Source organism: Bacillus sp. GbtcB14 (assembly GCF_019091205.1).
In the GTDB taxonomy this organism is placed as follows: Bacteria; Bacillota; Bacilli; order Bacillales; family Bacillaceae_G; genus Bacillus_A; species Bacillus_A cereus_AG.
This window is the reverse complement of the sequence record NZ_JAGXJT010000023.1, coordinates 1-20,397: the sequence shown is the minus strand read 5'-3', so window position 1 is coordinate 20,397 and position 20,397 is coordinate 1. Positions and strand designations below refer to the sequence as shown.

Below are 20,397 nucleotides of genomic sequence, written 5' to 3'. Positions count from 1 at the left end.
ATAGTCCAGGCAAAGGAAAACGCGGCTATCCTTAGAGAAATTAGCAGCTGCATGTCCAATTGCTGCATCTAAGAACCAAATTTCTCCTTTTCTGATACGGAATACTGCTTCCTCATCTGAATGGAAAGCCATTTTATTATCTTCTAAAGCTAAGAAGACACGGAAACGTTGCTTTGTACTATGAGAGAATTCAACGAAATCTCTATGTGGGATAACCATTGCATCCACTAAATTCCGTGTACGAACCATTTTTAAATTATCAAAAGTGAAGTATTCTTCAAGAAGTGAGTTAATGTAAGGTAACTGCTTACCATACTCTGTTTGTTGTGCTGCATGATCAAAATCACGATACATTGTATCATTTTTATCATTTGAAGCATTCCATAAAGAGTTGTTCATCCAATAACCTGAACTAAATTCATCATACTCTTCTGGAATAACTGGAAAACTCGCGATTGTAGCTAAATCTTTCTTTAATAATTCCTCGTTTAAGTTTAATTTACCAATGATATAAGATGCCATATTCACTATTCTCCCCTTTAATTATAATGTGAACATTACTAAATCGCAATACAAGTGACCGAATCATCTGATTATGTATTATTTTCAGAATAAAAATCGGAAGATTATTTACATAGACCAATAATATATAGATTATTGGCAACTGATTATTCTTAATCTTTTTGAGATATTCCTGAAATCAAATATATACAATTCATATTGAGAAGCATGGTCACAATACCTACATTTTATATTTTTGTCTGTTTCACAAATATGCGGTACATTTAGATTTTGAATCACTTTTAATACATGTTCTTTGCAAACAAACAAAAGATCACCTTATTTCCATAAAATGATAATTGATTTTTGTAGTTTTTATTTTACCTAGTAAAAGATATTTTAAAACAATTCCTGGTTCGCGCGAATTTACAGAAAATTGAATATTGAAACTACAGATTGATTATAGGGAAAAAATAACAACAGGTCTATACGCGTTTTGCCGAAAATTCCGAATATAAAGAATTGAATTAACATTAAACTTCTATAGAATGCTATAGTGATGCGGTTTCGTAAGAAAAAACTGAAAATTTTGTAAAAAAATGAGAAATATTTATATTATTTATATAACTAATTATTTGGTGTAATACTCTAATTTTGTATCTTAGAAGTGGTATTCTGCCTTCCTTTCTACAAGTTCGAATTATAGTTTCAATTTATTACAGAAAAATAAAAGCCCAATTATTGATATTATCCCCTTTAGGTAGACAGTGTGAAAAAGACCATGTATACACATGGATGTTACACTATTACGTGGAGGGGATTTTTCATGGCGAAAAAAGGTACAACATTTAATACATACTCAAATGAGATAAAGTTATCAGCTGTTCAAAGTTATTTAAACGGTGAGGGAAGCTACGATATGATAGCGAAAAAATATCAGATTAGAAGCTCTACACAACTTAAAAATTGGGTGAAAAAATATAAAGAACGTGGTGAAATTACAGATACTCGCGGGGAAAATAATAAAACGAAAGGTATACCGAACCCTTTAAAAGGCAAACGGATCCATTTTAAAACTGTTGAAGAAGAGCGTGATTACTATAAGGCTCAGGTTGAATATTTAAAAAAGCAGTATCCAAATCTGTAAATGGGGGCGTACTAAAATATAAAGAACGATATCATATCATTGAATTACTAAAGAGAAAATATCCTGTTATATGGCTTACTAAATTTGCGGGTGTACATCGCTCAAGTTACTATAAGTGGGTTCATACAAAAAGTATGAACAACATGCGACTAGAATCCGATAAACGATTAAAAAAGGTAATTCAATCTATTCACGTAAAGCACAAAGAATATGGATATCCACGTATGAAAATCGCTTTAGAAGAAGAGGGATATTTTATAAATCACAAAAAGGTATATCGATTAATGAGTGAGCTTAACATTCAGTCTATTATTCGAAAGAAGCGTCGCTTCTTTAAAGGGAATTATTCTAATACTTTTCCAAATGTTTTAAACCGTGAATTCAAAGATCGCCAACAAAATGAAGCGCTTGTTACAGACATTACCTACCTACGATTTCAAGAGGGCTTCCGCTATCTTTCTGTTGTACAAGATATTTATAATAACGAAGTTGTTTCTTGGAAAATTTCCAAGCGTAATGATAATGAACTTGTATTAGATACAATTGAAATGTTGGCACAAAAAAGAGATGTGCGTGGAACCATTCTCCATTCAGATCAGGGGTTCCAGTACACATCTCATGCCTACAACAAACGACTTTTAGATTTAGGTATCATTGGCAGCCACTCTCGCAAAGGAAACTGCCATGATAATGCCTGTATCGAGTCATTTTTCTCCCATTTTAAATCGGAGATGTTGTATTTGAATCATTTTAAAACAGAAGCGGATTTAATACAAGCAATTGAAGAATATATTTACTTTTATAACTATAAACGTTTCCAAAAACGACTCAACCATCGAGCTCCGATAGAATATCGAATCTCGATGGCTGCTTAGTCTTTTTAATGCTGTCTACTTGACAGGGATAAGACCATTATATATAAAATATAATTGGGCTTTTAAAAGGTACTAAAAAATATATGATTTCTTTACAATGAATTAATGACTACTTTTACGATATCTATAAATTGTCCTGACCCTAATATAAAGCCAATTGCAAGTAACCCGCAAAGTGTCTTTAGGGAGAACTCGACAGCATCTACATTAGGCTTAGTTAAATTAATAAGTCCGCCTATTCCCATAAACAGTGTAATCAACCCAAGTATAAACTTTGTAATAGGATTTACTCCAGGTATTTCATTTCCTACAAATAGCTGAAAGCAGTAGTACATGCTCCAAATAAAAAATACTATTGTTGGAATTGTGGCTAGAATTTGAATACATCTGTCTTTTAAACTAATTTCAGTCATAAGTATCCTCCTTGAATCCTATATTTATACGTTTCTAATAGTTCTTCGGTAAATATCATAACTATTTTTAAAAATCTGCTTTCTTCTCATTTTTTTTATCGATTTCTTTAATTGCGTTTTCATTTTCTTTAATTAATTCATCAAAGTGTTCTTCCTTATTCTCTTCTATATACTTCATAAGTTTTTTAAATTCCATTAAAATCTCCTCTTGCCTTTGTAATATAGAAAGCACCTATTGAATAGGTACTCTCTAAATATATCTATTATTTATATATCACGCTATAAGAAATGTTTCGTTAGCCATTTCTTTAAGTATTTTTGCAAAGAGGTGATTAGTCTCCTCGGATAGCAACTCCTCTGTTTCTAGCAATCGAGAGAGCCTACTTATAAACTCTGTAGTATATAGGATCTTCGTATTTTCTAATTCATCCGGATTAAATAATTGTTCATTCTTCATAGAATGAATGAACAGCTGTACAAGCATCTTTTTATGTTGTGCTTCTGCCTTTTCATGGTACATCGTCATACCTAACCATTGACGTATAATGCGTTCAGCATCTCTTGCTTCTGTTATATCAAATCTAGATACAACAAAGGTTAGTTTGTTCCATGTAAGCTTTGTAGAATCATTAGAATAATTTGAAGGGAAAAAGAAAAAACTCTGCTGCGTAACTTTCTGTCGTTCCTTCATCCAACGAAATATCTCCTGCTTCCCTAAATGAACATCAATTTCCACGAAAAACACAGGGAATGGAGACGTCGTTTTTTCTTCATTTATTGTACAATCAGGTTTGAACACCAATTCACCAAGACATGCGTGATGTATTGGCTCCAATTCATCTCGATATACGCGAATACCATCTGTGTCATACCAGCCTTGTAGTACTGCCTCAATTTCTTCTTCAGATATAAGACTCGTATTCATTTCTTGTTGAATATAAAGTAGATACTCTAAAAGCATTCTTCTACCTTCTACTGTTAGTCCTCCTGGTGCATAGTCTCCCTTTTCTGTACGATCAAACATAATATAATCATATTCAACATGATTACATATGGAAAACAAGTCTGAATCCCTTTTATTTTCGTTTCTAAGGAGCGTTTGCAGGCTTCGTCTATTCATTACATTCCGATACCGAATATCGTTTCTAATCGAACGTAAGAAGCTTTTCCAGGATTGTAGATAAGCATAGTCCGTATACCCCTCACTTATTAGCTGGGTCAACATTTTATCCTCACCATTCATCATTAGGCAAGTCCAACATCCACTACGTGAGTTTGCAGCTCCACAAGCATTTCCCTGCTGCTTCCCACCTGTTTTTATGCCACATTCAAACATAGCTTGTCCATACTGTATGCTCATTTCTTCCACATCCACACCAAAAGGCAGTATCCCTCTATCTAAAAGTAACATCCATACTTCATCACCGGTTAAAAATTTAACTGGATTAAAGCAGAGGATATTCTTCATATCATTATGACGTGAAAATAAGGAATCATTACTTATCTCATGCTTTTGAATACTATGTCTTCTTCGAGCGCTCTCTTCATTACGAACGGCCAGCATAAGTACACCATCATATTCATCAAAGCATTCTACTGCAGTAGTAGTTTGAGAAGCTATTAAGATTTCTTTCATCTTTCGCTGCATCGGTTTGACCTTGAGAGAGTCAGTACACCATCTCAATCTACTGTTTCCGCTCGGTGGTAAAACGCCTCTGCCTATTACCTTATACCAATATGATTCTTTCATAAGTGGTTTCACACCATGAACGACAAATGGTAGGTTTTGCTCATTTGCATTCTCCTGGATCTTTTGTAATGTCCTTGAGATATAAGCCGTCATAGCAGGTGTTTCTACTCCAACTTCGGAAGTTAAGATATGAATTGGATTTGTACGTTGCTCTAGTGGTAGCTCAGCAATTGCATCCCATAGTAACGTCAACATGGCAGAACTATCTTTCCCCCCACTGTAACCTACAAAACAACAATCGCGAGATAAATAGACTTTTTTCATTTCCTCTTTAATTTCTTTATATATATCCATCATTATATTGTTATCCCCATAGCAAAGTATCATTTCATACTACTATGGAGCATGCCTCCTCTGTTTTTAGATAGAAAAAGAGAGTCCCTATTTAATAGGCACTCTCTTTTGTGTATATCCTCTATTTTTAATCAACTGTGATTTCATGTATATTCAACTTGTTTAACTTTTCCATATAAAAGCTCATTACTTTTTGAGCATGTTGTATAGCGATTAATCCATCTTGAACAGTAAGTGCTTCAAAATACGGATAACGAATGTCTGTAGCATAACCATTTAGCTGCACGCACTGTTCTAAAATCAATGAGAACTCCTCATCTAATTTCCGACACAATTTGTGCAGCATTAAAAGGTTATGAGTTTTAGGGACTGGTCTACCGTTTAGTGCAAGAAACCCTTTTAGAAGTTTTTCCACACATTGTTGACTATGATAACAAATAATTGCAGTAGGGAAAGGTTTCATGTGAGTTAAGTAACCAGCAGAATCTAAATCAGATTTTGCAATAAATACCCACTCTTTTAGATCCTCAGTATTTATTGTCGATAGGTAAGTCTTTGAAGCTATCTCCAACTTTTCCCCCGATCCGCACGGTACGTGCCACTTTCACGGCATACCGCGGTCCATCTATATTGTAGTTTTCTTTTCATCAAAATAATGATAAGTTCTAAGCGAACAACGCTAGTTATTCATGTTTCATTTCCACTTCATTTTGTGATTAAATACAGATTTCCTCGTTTTTGACTAATTTTCGCAATTTATTGAGTTTGCCTAACTGTTCCTCATTGAATTTGTGTTCATTGAGTAGTTGGTTTATGGTTTCTATCTTGGTTGCGTGTATTAGTCTATGGACACTTGGTTTGATGATGGTAAGGTTCTTGTAGCTGTCGTCCTTTGTTTCACTCCATAATCGCTTATGGTGACAATGAATGTCCCAAGGTAAGAGTTTCTCACCTGTTACACTGCATTTGCCTTTTTGTGCGACATAAAGAGAAATTCGGTTGTCATTGTATTCTACGGTTGCCCGTTCATTTATAACTGGATTTTCTCTTAACCATTTCAGTTCCGCTTCGGTTATGTCTGCCAAGTTTTTATGTATCAGGGCTCGTCCTTCTGCGGTGTACTTGTTAATGACTTGCTTTTTCATCATCGGGTTTTTGTGTTGAATATAGGAGATTGGTAGGATGGGACGTTTCATGAGAAATCTCATCATTTTTGACTTTAGATATGGTTTAATACCTTTGTCTTTTCCTTTATATTCTCCTATATTCGTGTATCCATTTGTATTGCTTTTACCTCCAGTTGTTGACTTAGGGAATCTGTTATACATTATGTGGTCAAGATTATGGTTCATTTTACTGAAATCCTGGGAGGCATGCGTAGCTATTTTATAATAGTTGTGCTTACCAATGACCATGCTGTTGTATATGCTGATTCTCTTAATTGTTTCATTAGAGTTTGGGGTTTTCTGTATTCTTCTCACTTGTTTTGCTAAATCTTGTTTTGTTTTTTCCAGTGCTTTTGGGGAAACGTGTGTTACTGCAATGTATCGTGTGTCACCGTTCTTCTTTTTACCTTTCTTTACAGCTTTGAGGGTGAAACCTAAGAATTCACTTTGTTGCTTTTTCAGATTGGTTACTTTAGACTTTTCGGCTGAGATAGGCAGTTTTAGACGTTCTTCTAACCACATTTGAGTCGCTTTGAAAATTTTCTCCGCATTACTACGTGTGTTTGTGAAGATTTTAAAGTCATCTGCGTACCTTACGATGTACATTGGTTTCATCTTGGAAGTTTTGGTGAGTTGTGTCGTTACAACGTCATTGCACCAAATTCCCCTCATGCATCTCGGTTTTACCTTTTTAGCTTTGAATGTCTCCCATTGTCTACTTATCCACCAGTCGAATTCATTAAGATTGACGTTGGCAAGTATAGGACTAAGAATCCCGCCTTGTGGGGTGCCCTTGGTCGGGAACATTGTTGTGCCATCAGGCATTTGCACTGGGGCTTTCAGTATTTTTCGGATAATGACCAGAAGTTGTTTGTCACGGATACCCAATGTCCATAATTGACGCATGAGCTTGACGTGATTTACCTCGTCAAAAAAACCTTTAATGTCTACGTCTACTACATATGTAAGGTTTTGTTTATTTACTCGCACTGATGCATCTGCTAGGGCATGTTCAGCACTTCTGTTTGGGCGAAAACCATAACTTCGGTTACTGAAGTGCGCTTCGCAGATTGGCTCCATGACTTGTAAGATGCACTGTTGGATTATCCTATCCCACATAGCCGGTATTCCCAGGGGTCTGGTTTGTCCGTTGGGCTTCGAAATTTCTTTACGTCTTACTTTCTGCGGTTGGTAGTTTTGAAAGCGTCTTTTAACTTCATTCAAGAAATAGCTTTGTTCCATTCCCTCAATATTCTTTATATTTACATTATCACAAGCTGCAGTTCTACTTCCTTTATTCCCCTTAATATTGCGGTAGGCGAGAAGTATATTTTCGTCTGATATAATGATAGACATTAGGTTTTTGAAAGAATTTCCCTTTGTTGCTTTTTGGTATAGGTTATCTAGGACAGGTTGAATACCGTAGTATTCGTTGTGTCTTAGTTTATTCCCCTTTGGCGCGGACTTAGAATTGCCATTCATGGTCTATCACCTACTCTCAAATTGATTTTTGGTGACCTTTTGAGTCTTACCAGAATCCATGCAAGATTAGATGAAATTTCAGTTCCTACTATATAGACTTGTGGCTGTTCCTCCAGTTCCATTACAGAACCTTCAACGGTCGTGCCACTACTCTCACCACTATTAAGAATACTTCCCTTGGTTGTCCATTTCGTATTCAACTGTATCCGCCGATAGAGATTACTCTCAACGTTGGTGGCTTTCGACGTTCCATTCAGACTATCATTGTTTTAAAGGTCATTTTGACCTCCGATTTAGGTGCTTGCTATACCCCGTGTCTAGCTCCGTTGCCTATAACAACGTTAGGATTGTTAATTATGAGATATCCCCAATCCATTAGACAAGTCTTGTTTTCAGACTCCGAATCATTTCTGATCCGTGTCCTTTTCGAGGCGTACATTCGCAAGTTCGTCAATGGTTTACCACATTCTCACCATGTCGGTTGACAGCATACGGTACTTGGTTAGTTCCAACCGGTTTATTACTCCTGTTGGCTTTCGGTTATACAGTTGTGCACTACGAACCGTGACCGTATATTTTACCCTGCTCTCCACATCACGCTATGCCTAGTGTATGCAGTTGGGAATCTCACTGGGGTAGTTTCGGGGCGTTACTCCTTCATTCCTACCACTTATCTGAACAGTTATCCTGTTCTTTATTGCTTTGATTGTTTTTCCAATTAAGAACAGTCCTCGTTGTCGCTTATACTTCCGTATTGCTTACTCGAGAACGTCTCGCACCTCATATAGGACCTTCCCTTCTAGTGCAATTTTGTGCTCCATGGTTACATTGCGATTAGCACGTTCTTGAAACTCTTCTGGTCCATACACTAAAATATCAACTGGTGTTTCCATTATATCGTAAATACCCCAATTAATACGGTTAATGACTTCCCTTTTTCTTGCTCCTACACCATCCACAACAATACAAAGATCAAAATCGCTATCTTCATTTGGTGTGCCATAAGCATGAGAGCCAAAAAGGATTATTTTTTGGACAGAAGACACGGTTTCACAAATTTTTTGTACTAATAGGTTTAATTCCCTTTGTACTTCTTCGTTAATCCGAATCACCTCTTGGATAATTGAATTATATTGACGTTTGATTATATTATACATACATTTCACTTCTCCCTGCTATTACATATTTATTTTTATATTTTTCTCTTGTTTCCCAACGTTCTGCAATGCTTGGTAACATTCGTATATCTGCTTGAAATCTTGTAAAAATCCATCGTCAGAGATACTATGAAATCCTTTAAAGTTCTTTCTACACCAATATAAAATGCTAGATTCATCCTTCGCTAAAAAAGAATCCGGATTGAAATGAATCAAAGCCTCTGCTAAACAAGCCAGAAGCAATGGTATCATTTCGGAATCTTGCTTTGATAAATCAAGTACAGATACAACGGTATACTGTTTATATTGGTAGTATTGCAGAACACCATTACACAGGTTTGTTGGTGTTAAACTGTGTTGTAATTGAGTGGAATCTAATTGATACACTCTCATCTTGTCCCCTCCTATATCATTACCCCTCAATTGGTGCAGCTTTCATAAAAGCCTTTTGAGCTTGGAAAATGATATAGTGATTCGATACGGTACCTTCATCAAAGAGTTCGTTAACGAATTGAGCAACAGTCATGGCAGCGAACTTATTGGTAATAACGCGCTGTGGTTCTGAAGCAGCTAATTCGGAACAACTTAATTGACTTGGAGCCGTTTCTTTCTTCGTAAAAGCATCCGGAAATAAATCACCAAGCGGTGAAAGAATGACCTCGCCATTCAATTTAACTCCACATACTGCTTGTCCGTTATAACCACTATTTTTATAATCAGCTATTTGTTGAGGTGTCCAATGTCTTTTATTTACTTCTCTCCAATTATCAGGAACTGTTACAGCTGTATTCCCTACATCAATGTAAAGAAGATTATCTGATTGATGGAAGAATTGATGAAAGACCTCGCGAGAAAACATATTATCTACTGCCCCAATTACAATTGGCAGATACAAGTAGTCGTCTTTATGTTGTTTTTTAATAAATCATATTTGTTACCAAACAACTGCTGCATTGTTTCTATGTCTTCTATATACTGCGACGTAAAGGAAGAGATAGGAACGTTATAGCCAGCTTTATATCGACGAGCCAGTACTTCTGCTTTGTATTTACCAACATCAGGTCGAATAAAGAGTTGATTTCCAAGGTTTTTTTCTTCAACCGTGTCTGGATCTGCAACTACAATTTCGCCATCCAATTGAAAAATACTCATCATTTGAGCAATATGTTGTAAAATTAATCCTCCGTTTCCTCCAGCACCTACTAATACAATATGTGGTACAATCTTCTTTCCTTCTGCAATATCAATAACAATACTCATTTTTATAGCCCCCTATTTTCTTTTGATAGTGTATTCTCTAAATTTCGTAGAAATGGAATCGATAAATTTGTAAGCCTATGCACGGTATACAAGTCAAATGAATGCATCACTAGTATCGATGCAGCATAAATAACTCCTTCCTCTTGCACAATGCCTACAACATATTGAAGTAAATTCAACTGCACAACAAGCGTGTCTATATATTCTTGATGTGTATCTAAATCAATATGAGTATTCTTCCTCTGTCCTTCTAATGCTTCATATATGTGATTCATCTCTAACTTGCACATAAATTGAAATAGCTTATAGTCATCATGCGATTCCTCTATTGCTTGTTTATTCTTTGTAAGAACTAACATGTAGTGCTTTATCTTTGTAAACATTGAAACGTGAATTGTTTTTAATGTTGTCATAATAAAGAAAGAGACATAAAAATATGTCTCTTTTACGCCCCCTTGTGTGTTTATTTTAAAAGTGTGATCCTACTTAAATCGTAATCTTGGCTTATCCCTTTCGTTGCATACTCTCCTGCAAATATAAAGTTAGGATTAATAGAATAAAATTTTCCATCTATACAAGTCCGTACTCGTAGTTCAGGGAAAACATCCTCTATTCTGCCAACAATTGCATAAAGAATAGGAGCACGTTCACTTTGATCATCTAAATCACTTGGTTCAGCAGAGAAACGATGATGACTGTGTATCTCCATAACTTTCATAGCGATAGACTGCATCTCTATATTCGTTTCTGGGATTACAATTTCAGTTGCTACCTGCTGAGGTGGAAAATCCATAAAATAACCACGCTCTTTATTGAAATAGATATCAGCATGCAATTCGCAATCACATTTACGAGAAATGGCTTGTGCAATAATAATAAAGTCCATTAATAGTTTTCTCGGAATAAAATCCCCAGGTAAAAAGTGATTCAGCCAAGTACTAAGAAAAGAAAAAGGACAATCTGAAATGGATTGTCCCTCTACAATACTTGCTCCTTTTGCGCCGACAGTTAAAATCGGAAGTAGTGCATTTGTATCCTTATCATATTTAATGACAGTTAAGCCTTTAACAAATGAGGGATAACGATGCTCTAATTTTACGCGTATGTCCTCTGCTTCTATTTTTCTTACATCTGTTGAATCTCCATTTTGAACAGCGATTCCATGTGTAATTTCTTCTTCTGTAAACCAATCTACTAACGGTATATCTCCAAATACTACGTGACGAACAACCGTTGTTGTATTGATTTTATCTAGACAATCTGTAGATTTTGTAGCCTTAGCTTTCTTACTACTCTTTGTCTTACCTTTTGCTTTTTCCTTTTTTTCTTCCTTTTTAGCAGTGGCTTGCTCTGAAGCAGCTTTTTTCACTGGTACTGTTGTTTCCTCTACTTGTGTTTCCATATCAAAAAAACCGAATAAGTCTGTCATAATAAAAAATCCTCCTAGTATGTTTGTTTATATATAGTCCTGCTATTTTCAGAAATTCAATGTACCTAGTTACTGTCTGCCAATAACTGATTTTCCATTAAAGTTAATGGCCAAAGTGGTAAATCATTGACTCTTTTGCCATCTGAATTTTGTGTAATACCCTTCTCATTTAAAAACTCAATAATTCGTTGTCTTTCTCTCTCAATTCTCATTCGTGTTTCATAATCTAAATACACCGTATTTCCTCCTAAGCATGTTGGATCCAATGTTTATAACCTAAACTCCAACAACATTATTATTCTTAATAAATACTCCCCTACTTCTAATAACCAATCACTCTAAAGAGCGTGTATTAAAAAGTCATTTCCGATTCCATTAAAATAGAATCATCAAAACTTTGATTTTCAAATCGTTTGAATAGCTCTCCCACTGGTTCCGTATGAGTATGTGTAAGGTCGTGATTAAATGAACTTGCAAAGAATAAAACATGAAATGTTTCTAAATCTTTTAAAGTCCGGAATTCAGGTATCACAACTCTACCCGTACATACAGATCCACTAGGATGAACATTAGAATATGGAAATTGATATAATTTCATTCCTTCTTCTAACGCCATATCTTCTTTTACAGCAAAGACAGAGATATTCGTAACTCGTTTTTGGTACACCGTATAACGAAATAATAGACGTGGAAAGCCTACTTGTTGAAACGGTCGTTCAAAGAAATGAATATCCCACTGAGCCTTTGGTACTTCAATCCAAACAGCTTGTTTATCTCCACTCTTAGATAACACCTCGTGTTTTATACAACCTTTTGGGAGTACGCCACTAGAGTAATGAGTATTATCTTGTGTACCCTGCTCCATAACTTCTTTTAAAGCTAAATAAAAGTCCTTAAAAGTAACGGCAGTTTCTCCACGAGATAATTCGTTGTTAAATTGCTGTATGGTTACAATTCCTTTTGGCTCTAAAGCATCAAATATTGCTACTGTCTTCATTTGTTATGTCCCCCTGCGTATAGATTGTTTCCACTAAATCTAGTAACATCTCAAATTTATATGGTCCGTATAATGGTTCCTGGCCATAATAGAGATACAGAGATTCTTCATCAATTTGATAAGAATGCTGCACTGGATAACAATCTAGTAATTTAGAAATTTTTTCTTTATGCTTCGGTGATATGCCGTCTATTGTTTCAGCTATAGCACCCCATGTGTCCTCTGCTGCTTCCTTTATTTCCTTTAATGGTATGTCGAATAGTGTAGAGAGCTTTTCATACTCTTCTTCATCAATTGGAAAAGCTTCTAAGCCCATATCTTCGATCATGTCCGTACCCAATTCTATAAATCCTTCTTCATGGTCTAATTCATAGATATTCTCTCGGTCTAAATACGAGGGAGAATACTGTGTTACATCAATCGAAAGCTCATGCATGCTTTTAAAGTAACGTAAGATATGAAATTGACATGAATAAAATTTAGATAGATTTATGTTTAATAGGTTCATGGAAAGTAAGAAGATGACAATCGTATCTGTTGATTCTATGTCCTCCCACCTTATTGTTTGGTTTTCATCTAGAAAGTCCACACAAGTTTGGATTTTACTAATTGTTCCATGAGAGATTTTGTTGAAATCTATTTCTATATCTTTAGAAAGGCTTTCTAATATATATATTTCCTCTTGATATCTTTGTTTAATTTGTTCCCAACTAACGATGCTATAAGTTTTGTTTAACTTAAGTGATAGTAAGTAGTTTGACATCGCTACATTAGATGAATAGCTAAATAATTTCTTCATTTTTTGGCCCTCTGTACTAATTTGCTATATTTTTTGTTAACTGTATCTCTTCAAAGATACGAAGTAACATCTCAATTCGTTTAATTGCTGGAAAATATGTATCATCATCATAGAAAAGGTAAAGTTTTTCCTCATCAGCTTGGTAAAGCATACGTATATCAAACTGATTCTGGATTGACTGAAAGAAACTTTGATTCTCTATCTTGATATTAGAGAGCATTTCACCAATTGGACTCCATGCATTCTCAACAATAAGGTTTATCTCATCCATAGATATATGAAATAAATTCGAATATTGGATTAAGGTATCTTTATCGTCGCTATCTACCTCTTCGTGATGTAATTTCATATCTTGAAGTAAGTCATCACCCCAGCTTTTAAATGAATCCTCACAATCGTATTCTTCGAAATTATCTTGTTCTAAATAAGTTGGGTAATAATCTTTTACAGGAATCCCCAATTTATACATACGCATAAATATCTCCATAAGATAGAATTGCGATGTATAGAAGCAGGAAAGATCAGTATCTAAAGATGTTTCCGCAATCATAATTATTTCAAGTAAGGTTTTCGAATCAATTAAACCAATTGGGAAATTCGAGTCTTCCTCTAAATAAGAAACAGTAGCCATTACTTGTTGAATGGATCGTTCTGAAATCTTACTGAAGTCTATTTCTCTTGAGTGCTCTAAACAATCTAATATATAGATTTCTTCTTCATGCTTCTTATCTGCAAGTAATTCATGCAGTAAGTGAGCATTCTTTTGCATTTTTAACGAAAGTAGATACTTTCTTACTTTCTGGTGATTGTATGTAAATAATAATTTCATACCTGGTTCCCCTTCGTCTTTTCTCGAATCATTGCCGCAAGACGGATTATAATTTCATAATAAGAAAGTACCCATTCATCAAATGAGTACTGTTCATAACCATCCTCTAGAAATTCAATCAAAATATGACTGGGATACGCTTCACTTTGATAGGTGTTAAACGAAAATTCATGTAACACGAATTGAAAATCAGATTGTGTTATATGTTCCGAGCCTATACATAAATAGTAACCAGCTGTATCGAAGTAACATCCTTCCGCAGCCATAGAACTAATATCCGAAGCGAAATTCGAATACATGTCTTCTGAGCTAAATAACGTCCCATCTAACAGGTCTTCTTCAGTTCCAAAGGCAAAGTGACAAAATATACTTGTTTGCTCGTTAAAACGCGCAAACGACTCGAATAATAGTTCACTTGTGATATGCAACTTGTCTCTGTGAAAATCATTGATATTGATTAAGAATGGGATGTTATATTTACGAATTAATTTTTGTATGCGTAGTATCCGTATGTATACTTTCATCTCATTTCCTTGATTAAATAAATATCTCATCTTCTAGCCCCTGCTTTTCTACATCTTCTAGTTGTTCAGTGAAAAGATGTAAATGTAGCATTTCTTTTAATTCACAATCTGGACCATTTATACGAAATGAATTATCACTATAAAACGTGACATAATGTCGTAGCTGCTCAAATTGCTTTTCAAATTCATCTATATGTTCTAATGGTATGTTTTCTAAATCAGGCATTTCGTTCGCAATAAATCCATTTATAATCAATTCAAAGGATTGACGAAGTTCTTGATTATTAGGAAGGACTTCTTTTGACTGTAAAAAGTCAAAGAAGTCACTGTGATTCATACTCATTTGGATGCCCCCTTACACGCGAACCGGTAGAATTAACTGCAGATTAGAGTGAGTTGTATCCTCTGCTCCCACTACCACGATAGGTCTCTGATTACTAATCATTTTTATCGCGATTGTTTCAGAAGTTATCGTTTGTAGTGCTTGTAGCAGATATTCCACATTACAAGCCAATGTAAATGCTTCTACTTGATTACATGGAATTTCTACACTTGCAGTACCTACTTGAGAATTTTGTGGTTTAAGATGGATGCTTTCTTTTCCTTCTGACGTAAGTACGATTAAGGAAGAAAATGCTGAAAGCTGCTCCAACGTATTTTTAAATTCTTCACGTGATAGTTGTATTTCACTTTTAAATTCGTCGGGTACCATACGTGCCGTATCGGGATATGTACCAGCTAGTAATCTAGACTGATAGATAATACTTTCGCCACGGATCAACAGCTGTGTATCACTAATGAGCTTTAATTGTAAATTTGTTTCACGATTAAAGAGCTTAAGAGCTGTTTTAAGAGACTTAATTGGTAACACGACTTCACCATCTTTTGCGATAGTGATCTTTGTACAATCAAAATGTAAACGGGCTAAACGGTGAGCATCAGTTGCTATACTAAAGAACTTATCATCAACTGATTTTAAGTTCACACCTGTTAGAATCTTACGTGTATCCATTGCAGGAATAGCATGTAACGTTCCGTTGGCCATTGATACAAATTGTTCTTGTGAAAGTGAAATCCAATCTTCCCCTGCTTCGATTTTAATTTCAGGATATTCTTCGTGATCCATGGTACAAAAGCTAAATTGTTTCTTCTTACTTTCTACAATCTTTAGCTCATTGTTTTTATGTTCAAGACCGATGAATTCACTTTTGAATTTCTTAATCGTTTTAAGTACCGGAGCAGCTGCAAAAAGCACCTTCCCCGGTTCAGTACAATCCCCACTGTTTACATTAAAGCGAGTTACTAATGTTACTGTTTCTGTACCGTCTGAACCCATTAGAATCATTCCCTTTGAATTACAATCCAATAAAACACCTTGTAATGCCGGCATTGGGTTTTTAACGTCTACAGTAGCACTTGCTTTCTCTAATTTTTCAATAAATAATGTACGGTTAATAGTAAATTTCATAATAAATCCCTCCAAAAAGTAATAAAAAAAGAACAGACCTCATATCCTGTTCATTCGTTTTCCTGCTATAAAACAAAGCTTTACGCGCTTTGTTGTTTTTTTAACTGTTGTATGAGTTGATGAATGGCTTCTGTATGATCATGAAGTAACCATTCTCTAAAGGATGTAACATCACCAGGAATAAGAGCTGATAACCACCGGTTAAGCTGTTTCTCATTTCCAGGACGGATATTCTTCGCTTCGTGAATCAACTGTAAACTAGTTAGAATTCCTTCTAAACCACCAATCGTCGTATCCTCAAATGTTCTTGCTTGCGCATTATAATTGTGATTATAGGCAAGTAGAATTTCCTTGGATGTAATACTTAATGGTTTTGCAAGCTCTTGTATGTTTTGAATTAGTACACCTAGACTTACTTGGCCATTCGATGGTTCCTTCTTTGAACTTCCTTGTTTATGTTTTTGCTGTAACATAGTAGGTGGTATAAAATAATATCCTTTCTTTTGATAAGAAATATAGATACTATTTGGGCCATTACTACATGTAGAAAGTTCTACTTTAGTAGGTTTTACATTATAATACCGATAGGTAAGCCAATTCTTCAGCATTACCTGTTAAGAGTGGCTTTTCCCCCGGTCCACACCGTACGTGAGACTTTCACCTCATACGGCGCTCCATCTAATAATCAAATAGCATGAATTTTGTTCCTGAATCGTTTCAGTTTATTAATTTCCTTATTATTCAAGATGCTGCTCATATCAACTTCATTGTGTATTGCCTTGTGAATTTCCTTATCTACACAGGCTAGATTTGGCAGCTTATTGACTTCTTCTAACGGGAGATTAGGATTAATGTGATGAACATGCAGGTTGTGCTTCCCAAGTGGGACTCCTGTAATTCTACATTTTCCTCTATCTCTGTTGAACGCATATCCTCTATTCATAAAGTACTCAAAATTGTATCGGGGTGAATTCACAAGTTTTTTCCTGACTTTCTCAAGGAGAGAGAGGCTTGTAATTTCATCTAGTCTGACACTGAACTCCTTTGTTCCCTTTCTTCGCTCGATTAATTTACGTCCCGTAGGAGAGTATGGAGTTTCATTTTGTACCTTTTGTTTATATAGGTTTTCGTTCATCTTGGTTAGGTTTAAATGCATAATGCCAATGTAGCCAACTTCCGTTTTAATAGCTAAAGTCTTTTGTGTCCGTTTAGGGTATTTGTCCGCAAGGTTAATACACTTGTTGATAGGATGTAAGACCCCACCACGCCTAGATAGAAGATTAAAAGTCTTTTTTCTTAACTTATAACCTTCTCTATCCATTATGGGAGATTCGGTGGCATATGAATAATAATTTATTAATCCTCTAACCTTTGAGTTATAGGCTAACATTAGCTGTGCACTACTCAGTTTATCGTGGCTTAATCTTTTGCCGAGAGAAGTGAGTGTGGCTCTGAGTTCTTTTACTTTTCTTTTAATCTTCTTATCAGAAGGAGTTATTTGGCTGATATATCTTGTCTTTTTATCCTTCTTCTTTTTTCCTTTTACACCTTTTAAGACTACCTTGTATTTGAAGCCAAGAAATTCTATTGGCTTATGCCTGATGTTGGTTATTCTTGTTTTCTCTTCGGATAGTTCAAGTTTAAGTTCTTTCTGAAGAAAATTCTTGATAACAGTCTTCCATCTATAAGCATGGGATTTGTTATTAGTGACTAGAACCCAGTCATCAGCATATCTGATTAGATAGCCTGGCTTAAGGTTAGAAGATTTTAAACCTCGTAATTTATGATCGTGTTTCGAATACTCATGTCTGGTTGTAAATTCTTCAAATTGCTTGGCAACCCATTTGTCGAAGGAATGTAAGTATACATTTGCTAAGAGGGGGCTTAATATGCCACCTTGGGGTGTACCATTGTCATTTCTAATGATATTTTTGAAGATTCCAGCTTTGAGGAATTCCGTTATTAGGCACAATATTCGTCTATCTTTGATTCCCATGCTCCATAGTTTTTTTATAAGAATCCTATGGTTTACTTTGTCGAAGAATTGACGAATATCACCTTCTACGATCCAGTGATACCCAGTGTTATGAACAAGGACTTTTACTCTTTCCAACGCATGATAGGTAGTTCTTTCTGGTCGAAACCCAAAGCTGTATTTGAAGAATTGTGCTTCGAGTACAGGCTCTAAGACTTGCTTCATCATTTGTTGAATTATCCGGTCTTCTATGGTTGGAATACCGAGAGGTCGTTGTCCGCCATTAGCCTTTGGAATAAACACACGTTTTATTAGGTGCGCCTTGAAATTTGTGAGTCTACCACGAATTAACTCGATAAGTTTTTCTTCGGATAGTCTGAGGTAGTCTTGGATTGTTTTTCCGTCTACCCCTGGAGTCATGGAGCCTTTATTGCTTTTTAGCGAGTGTATCGCAGTGACAATATTAGGTTTTGACATCGCAATTTCAAGGAGAGATGTGTGTTTGATTCTCGTCTTTTTTTCCATATGCTCTTTTGTTTTTGAGTACAGCTTGTCTAATGTTCTCTTTAATTCTGTTTCTGATTCAAGAGTATTTTCTAGTTTTCGCACCAAATTGCATCACCTCTTTTGCTGAGATTTTGCTCTAAGGTTTAGTCGGTTACTGTTACACATTCCTAGAATAATTTTGCCTTTGCATGATTATTAGACTTGGGCCCTTCCCTCTAGTTATATTACATAACCTTCTTTGGTACTATGACCCTACTGCCATTGGTGTTAAGGAACTTCAGTATTGTATGTGTAATACCTTATATCCACGAACCGATAATTAACCATCGTATGACGTTCTCACCAACTTCAACTGTTCCACATGTTTTAGCCTTACATATAGCCTTAGGACTCACCTTTATGCCGTCAGTTACTAATGAACTAATCGTAATTTGATTCATTAGATGAATAGGGTATAGTCCCTATCCGCAGATTTGATATACCTTATTATCATTTCCACAACTGAAAAGGTATGGTTTTACCTCCTCCATATTTCTAAGGAACGGATAGTATCGACACGTACATTCAGTGATTCGCCAGAATCTATGATTCATTCTATCCATAGCTATTTTATGGCGTCCCGATTACTTTTCTTACCATGTTCCCTGAGGAATTTAGGTTCGATTTTCACCGCCTTCAACGGGCTCATAACAATGATAGGGTTCTCTATTATTGCTATCCGTAGTATTAGACCTTTTCAAGAGTTTACGATGTTCTTGCAAGACTTACTTCCGAGTCTTGATAGTCAAACATGCAGTTAGAACATTTTATAGTTCCCTCGCTTTTATATAGTGTGTTTCCACAACTTTTTGTGCGAGAACAGTTCACACAAGGTATCTTCCTACGCCCCAAAGCACAGCAGCTCTTTTTAAACTATTTGAAAAGCCACCTTTTACAGAACTATAGTCAGATTCTTCACTTCCATCCTCTTTTGATATCCAACGTTCATTCAAAAACACTGATATGGTACATTTCGTTGCTTTCTCACCCCATTTTTCATACGACACCTGCCAGTTATCAATACCAAAGACTTCATCAAATCGGTCCTGAATGGCGCGTGCGTCAACAAATGGAGCTACAAACGCAAAAAAACGACCTTGGCTTTCAAATGTATTTATAATTTTCCATCCTAATTGTTCGACAGGAAATTCAGCTTGTAAACTTTCCATTATATTTGTCATAATAATCCTCCTGTATTACTTGTTATTTCGAATCTGGGTGTTTCCACTCTTTCTTTCGAAATTCATCAATCATTTCACATATAATTCCTCTGTTTTCATGAAGCAGCCAATCCTCATGGGAAGTAATATCTTTCCCTGATTGAATGGATAGACGCTTATTCAAATCCTCTATACTTTTACAACTGATATTCCTTGCTGCATAAATGAGACTTAAACTTACTTTTAAATCTCTTAAATAAGAAATGGTAATATCCTTAAATGTCGTAGCTTTCGTATTGAAGTTTTGATTGTGCGCTTGCAACATTGATACAGAACTGATCCATAAAGGATTAGCTAGTTCTTTAATTTCTTTAATAATGTCATGTAAATGAGCATCATTTTGTAATTTCCTTTGTGATTTTTCCATGACTAAATTCATGATGTTTCCCCCTAATTAATAAAATAATTGCCTAAAGTGCTGGCTATACAATAACTCCAAACTTGAAGACAACACAAAAAGGGCTTCTTCAAGTCGATTAAAAATGTGTATAGCAAAATAAGCTATATATACACTAATCGGCTCAAAGAAGCCCTTTCATAAATGAAACAAGACGCAACTTGCTTC

At 35.4% G+C, this 20,397-nt stretch carries 22 protein-coding genes and 2 pseudogenes; 2 read left to right on the top strand and 22 right to left on the bottom strand.

Annotated elements, in window-relative coordinates; genetic code table 11:
- A partial coding sequence (locus tag KVT31_RS28510) for an aspartyl/asparaginyl beta-hydroxylase domain-containing protein (protein ID WP_217613679.1) occupies positions 1-522 on the bottom strand: 522 nt, incomplete at its 3' end.
- An 805-nt stretch (positions 523-1,327) separates the two neighbouring features.
- On the opposite strand from KVT31_RS28510, the gene KVT31_RS28505 reads away from it, so the two are divergent.
- Both KVT31_RS28505 and KVT31_RS28500 read left to right on the top strand, forming a co-directional pair.
- Complete coding sequence (locus KVT31_RS28505; protein ID WP_001074673.1) at positions 1,328-1,648, top strand: helix-turn-helix domain-containing protein; 321 nt, start codon at positions 1,328-1,330, stop codon at positions 1,646-1,648.
- Positions 1,618-2,523: an IS3 family transposase gene (locus KVT31_RS28500; RefSeq protein ID WP_113712782.1), complete on the top strand. Its 906-nt coding sequence runs from the start codon at positions 1,618-1,620 to the stop codon at positions 2,521-2,523. Before KVT31_RS28505 ends, KVT31_RS28500 begins: the two co-directional genes overlap by 31 nt.
- Before the next feature lie 92 nt (positions 2,524-2,615).
- Here the strand turns inward: KVT31_RS28500 and KVT31_RS28495 are convergent, their stop codons facing one another.
- From KVT31_RS28495 to KVT31_RS28400, 21 genes and pseudogenes are all read right to left on the bottom strand, one after another.
- On the bottom strand, positions 2,616-2,936 hold the full coding sequence (locus KVT31_RS28495) for a hypothetical protein (RefSeq protein WP_061531286.1): 321 nt from the start codon (positions 2,934-2,936) through the stop codon (positions 2,616-2,618).
- Positions 2,937-3,003: 67 nt separating this feature from the next.
- On the bottom strand, positions 3,004-3,132 hold the full coding sequence (locus tag KVT31_RS30665) for a hypothetical protein (protein WP_256943800.1): 129 nt from the start codon (positions 3,130-3,132) through the stop codon (positions 3,004-3,006).
- Positions 3,133-3,210: 78 nt separating this feature from the next.
- Positions 3,211-4,983 (bottom strand): phosphoadenosine phosphosulfate reductase domain-containing protein, encoded by a 1,773-nt coding sequence (locus KVT31_RS28490; RefSeq protein WP_061531290.1) that lies wholly within the window; start codon positions 4,981-4,983, stop codon positions 3,211-3,213.
- A gap of 124 nt (positions 4,984-5,107) precedes the next feature.
- Positions 5,108-5,551 carry a HEPN domain-containing protein gene (locus KVT31_RS28485; protein WP_061531287.1) on the bottom strand — a complete coding sequence of 148 codons (444 nt, stop codon included), beginning with the start codon at positions 5,549-5,551 and terminating at the stop codon, positions 5,108-5,110.
- Positions 5,552-5,696: 145 nt separating this feature from the next.
- On the bottom strand, positions 5,697-7,628 hold the full coding sequence (gene ltrA, locus KVT31_RS28480; RefSeq protein WP_001014145.1) for a group II intron reverse transcriptase/maturase: 1,932 nt from the start codon (positions 7,626-7,628) through the stop codon (positions 5,697-5,699).
- Between the two features lie 758 nt (positions 7,629-8,386).
- Positions 8,387-8,785 (bottom strand): nucleotidyltransferase domain-containing protein, encoded by a 399-nt coding sequence (locus KVT31_RS28475; protein WP_061531288.1) that lies wholly within the window; start codon positions 8,783-8,785, stop codon positions 8,387-8,389.
- Positions 8,786-8,806: 21 nt separating this feature from the next.
- Positions 8,807-9,178: a hypothetical protein gene (locus KVT31_RS28470; protein ID WP_217613678.1), complete on the bottom strand. Its 372-nt coding sequence runs from the start codon at positions 9,176-9,178 to the stop codon at positions 8,807-8,809.
- A 19-nt stretch (positions 9,179-9,197) separates the two neighbouring features.
- Positions 9,198-10,045 (bottom strand): annotated as a pseudogene (locus KVT31_RS28465) (ThiF family adenylyltransferase).
- Positions 10,046-10,047: 2 nt separating this feature from the next.
- Positions 10,048-10,458 (bottom strand): hypothetical protein, encoded by a 411-nt coding sequence (locus KVT31_RS28460; protein WP_000209415.1) that lies wholly within the window; start codon positions 10,456-10,458, stop codon positions 10,048-10,050.
- Positions 10,459-10,508: 50 nt separating this feature from the next.
- A complete protein-coding gene (locus KVT31_RS28455; RefSeq protein WP_217613677.1) occupies positions 10,509-11,474 on the bottom strand; it encodes an MPN domain-containing protein in 966 nt (321 codons plus the stop codon).
- Positions 11,475-11,539: 65 nt separating this feature from the next.
- Positions 11,540-11,710: a hypothetical protein gene (locus KVT31_RS28450; RefSeq protein ID WP_000280375.1), complete on the bottom strand. Its 171-nt coding sequence runs from the start codon at positions 11,708-11,710 to the stop codon at positions 11,540-11,542.
- A gap of 116 nt (positions 11,711-11,826) precedes the next feature.
- The gene (locus KVT31_RS28445; RefSeq protein WP_061536282.1) at positions 11,827-12,471 is read right to left on the bottom strand and encodes a hypothetical protein; all 645 of its coding nucleotides are present in this window, start codon (positions 12,469-12,471) and stop codon (positions 11,827-11,829) included.
- Positions 12,449-13,270, bottom strand: coding sequence for a hypothetical protein (locus tag KVT31_RS28440; RefSeq protein ID WP_000732880.1), 822 nt, complete (start codon positions 13,268-13,270; stop codon positions 12,449-12,451). Before KVT31_RS28440 ends, KVT31_RS28445 begins: the two co-directional genes overlap by 23 nt.
- A gap of 16 nt (positions 13,271-13,286) precedes the next feature.
- Positions 13,287-14,099: a hypothetical protein gene (locus KVT31_RS28435; protein WP_061536281.1), complete on the bottom strand. Its 813-nt coding sequence runs from the start codon at positions 14,097-14,099 to the stop codon at positions 13,287-13,289.
- Complete coding sequence (locus KVT31_RS28430; RefSeq protein WP_001269722.1) at positions 14,096-14,653, bottom strand: hypothetical protein; 558 nt, start codon at positions 14,651-14,653, stop codon at positions 14,096-14,098. Before KVT31_RS28430 ends, KVT31_RS28435 begins: the two co-directional genes overlap by 4 nt.
- Positions 14,637-14,966 (bottom strand): hypothetical protein, encoded by a 330-nt coding sequence (locus tag KVT31_RS28425; protein ID WP_000062335.1) that lies wholly within the window; start codon positions 14,964-14,966, stop codon positions 14,637-14,639. Before KVT31_RS28425 ends, KVT31_RS28430 begins: the two co-directional genes overlap by 17 nt.
- Positions 14,967-14,978: 12 nt before the next feature.
- Complete coding sequence (dnaN, locus tag KVT31_RS28420) at positions 14,979-16,091, bottom strand: DNA polymerase III subunit beta (protein ID WP_000673198.1); 1,113 nt, start codon at positions 16,089-16,091, stop codon at positions 14,979-14,981.
- Positions 16,092-16,171: 80 nt separating this feature from the next.
- Positions 16,172-16,699 (bottom strand): hypothetical protein, encoded by a 528-nt coding sequence (locus tag KVT31_RS28415; RefSeq protein ID WP_000917103.1) that lies wholly within the window; start codon positions 16,697-16,699, stop codon positions 16,172-16,174.
- Between the two features lie 77 nt (positions 16,700-16,776).
- Complete coding sequence (gene ltrA, locus KVT31_RS28410) at positions 16,777-18,675, bottom strand: group II intron reverse transcriptase/maturase (RefSeq protein WP_217613676.1); 1,899 nt, start codon at positions 18,673-18,675, stop codon at positions 16,777-16,779.
- Positions 18,676-19,442: 767 nt separating this feature from the next.
- Positions 19,443-19,793: pseudogene (locus tag KVT31_RS28405) on the bottom strand (Rad52/Rad22 family DNA repair protein); the annotation flags it as partial.
- 22 nt (positions 19,794-19,815) lie between these two features.
- On the bottom strand, positions 19,816-20,211 hold the full coding sequence (locus KVT31_RS28400; RefSeq protein WP_001055070.1) for a hypothetical protein: 396 nt from the start codon (positions 20,209-20,211) through the stop codon (positions 19,816-19,818).
- Positions 20,212-20,397 lie beyond the last annotated feature (186 nt).

Excerpts from the sequence above, each read along its gene's own strand:
- KVT31_RS30665 (WP_256943800.1), bottom strand. The coding sequence starts at position 3,132 with ATGGAATTTAAAAAACTTATGAAGTATATAGAAGAGAATAAGGAAGAA.
- KVT31_RS28430 (WP_001269722.1), bottom strand. The coding sequence starts at position 14,653 with ATGAGATATTTATTTAATCAAGGAAATGAGATGAAAGTATACATACGG.
- KVT31_RS28455 (WP_217613677.1), bottom strand. The coding sequence starts at position 11,474 with ATGACAGACTTATTCGGTTTTTTTGATATGGAAACACAAGTAGAGGAA.
- KVT31_RS28460 (WP_000209415.1), bottom strand. The coding sequence starts at position 10,458 with ATGACAACATTAAAAACAATTCACGTTTCAATGTTTACAAAGATAAAG.
- KVT31_RS28470 (WP_217613678.1), bottom strand. The coding sequence starts at position 9,178 with ATGAGAGTGTATCAATTAGATTCCACTCAATTACAACACAGTTTAACA.
- KVT31_RS28415 (WP_000917103.1), bottom strand. The coding sequence starts at position 16,699 with ATGCTGAAGAATTGGCTTACCTATCGGTATTATAATGTAAAACCTACT.
- dnaN (WP_000673198.1), bottom strand. The coding sequence starts at position 16,091 with ATGAAATTTACTATTAACCGTACATTATTTATTGAAAAATTAGAGAAA.
- KVT31_RS28440 (WP_000732880.1), bottom strand. The coding sequence starts at position 13,270 with ATGAAGAAATTATTTAGCTATTCATCTAATGTAGCGATGTCAAACTAC.
- KVT31_RS28505 (WP_001074673.1), top strand. The coding sequence starts at position 1,328 with ATGGCGAAAAAAGGTACAACATTTAATACATACTCAAATGAGATAAAG.
- KVT31_RS28400 (WP_001055070.1), bottom strand. The coding sequence starts at position 20,211 with ATGAATTTAGTCATGGAAAAATCACAAAGGAAATTACAAAATGATGCT.
- KVT31_RS28425 (WP_000062335.1), bottom strand. The coding sequence starts at position 14,966 with ATGAGTATGAATCACAGTGACTTCTTTGACTTTTTACAGTCAAAAGAA.
- KVT31_RS28495 (WP_061531286.1), bottom strand. The coding sequence starts at position 2,936 with ATGACTGAAATTAGTTTAAAAGACAGATGTATTCAAATTCTAGCCACA.
- KVT31_RS28445 (WP_061536282.1), bottom strand. The coding sequence starts at position 12,471 with ATGAAGACAGTAGCAATATTTGATGCTTTAGAGCCAAAAGGAATTGTA.
- KVT31_RS28490 (WP_061531290.1), bottom strand. The coding sequence starts at position 4,983 with ATGATGGATATATATAAAGAAATTAAAGAGGAAATGAAAAAAGTCTAT.
- KVT31_RS28435 (WP_061536281.1), bottom strand. The coding sequence starts at position 14,099 with ATGAAATTATTATTTACATACAATCACCAGAAAGTAAGAAAGTATCTA.
- KVT31_RS28475 (WP_061531288.1), bottom strand. The coding sequence starts at position 8,785 with ATGTATAATATAATCAAACGTCAATATAATTCAATTATCCAAGAGGTG.
- ltrA (WP_001014145.1), bottom strand. The coding sequence starts at position 7,628 with ATGAATGGCAATTCTAAGTCCGCGCCAAAGGGGAATAAACTAAGACAC.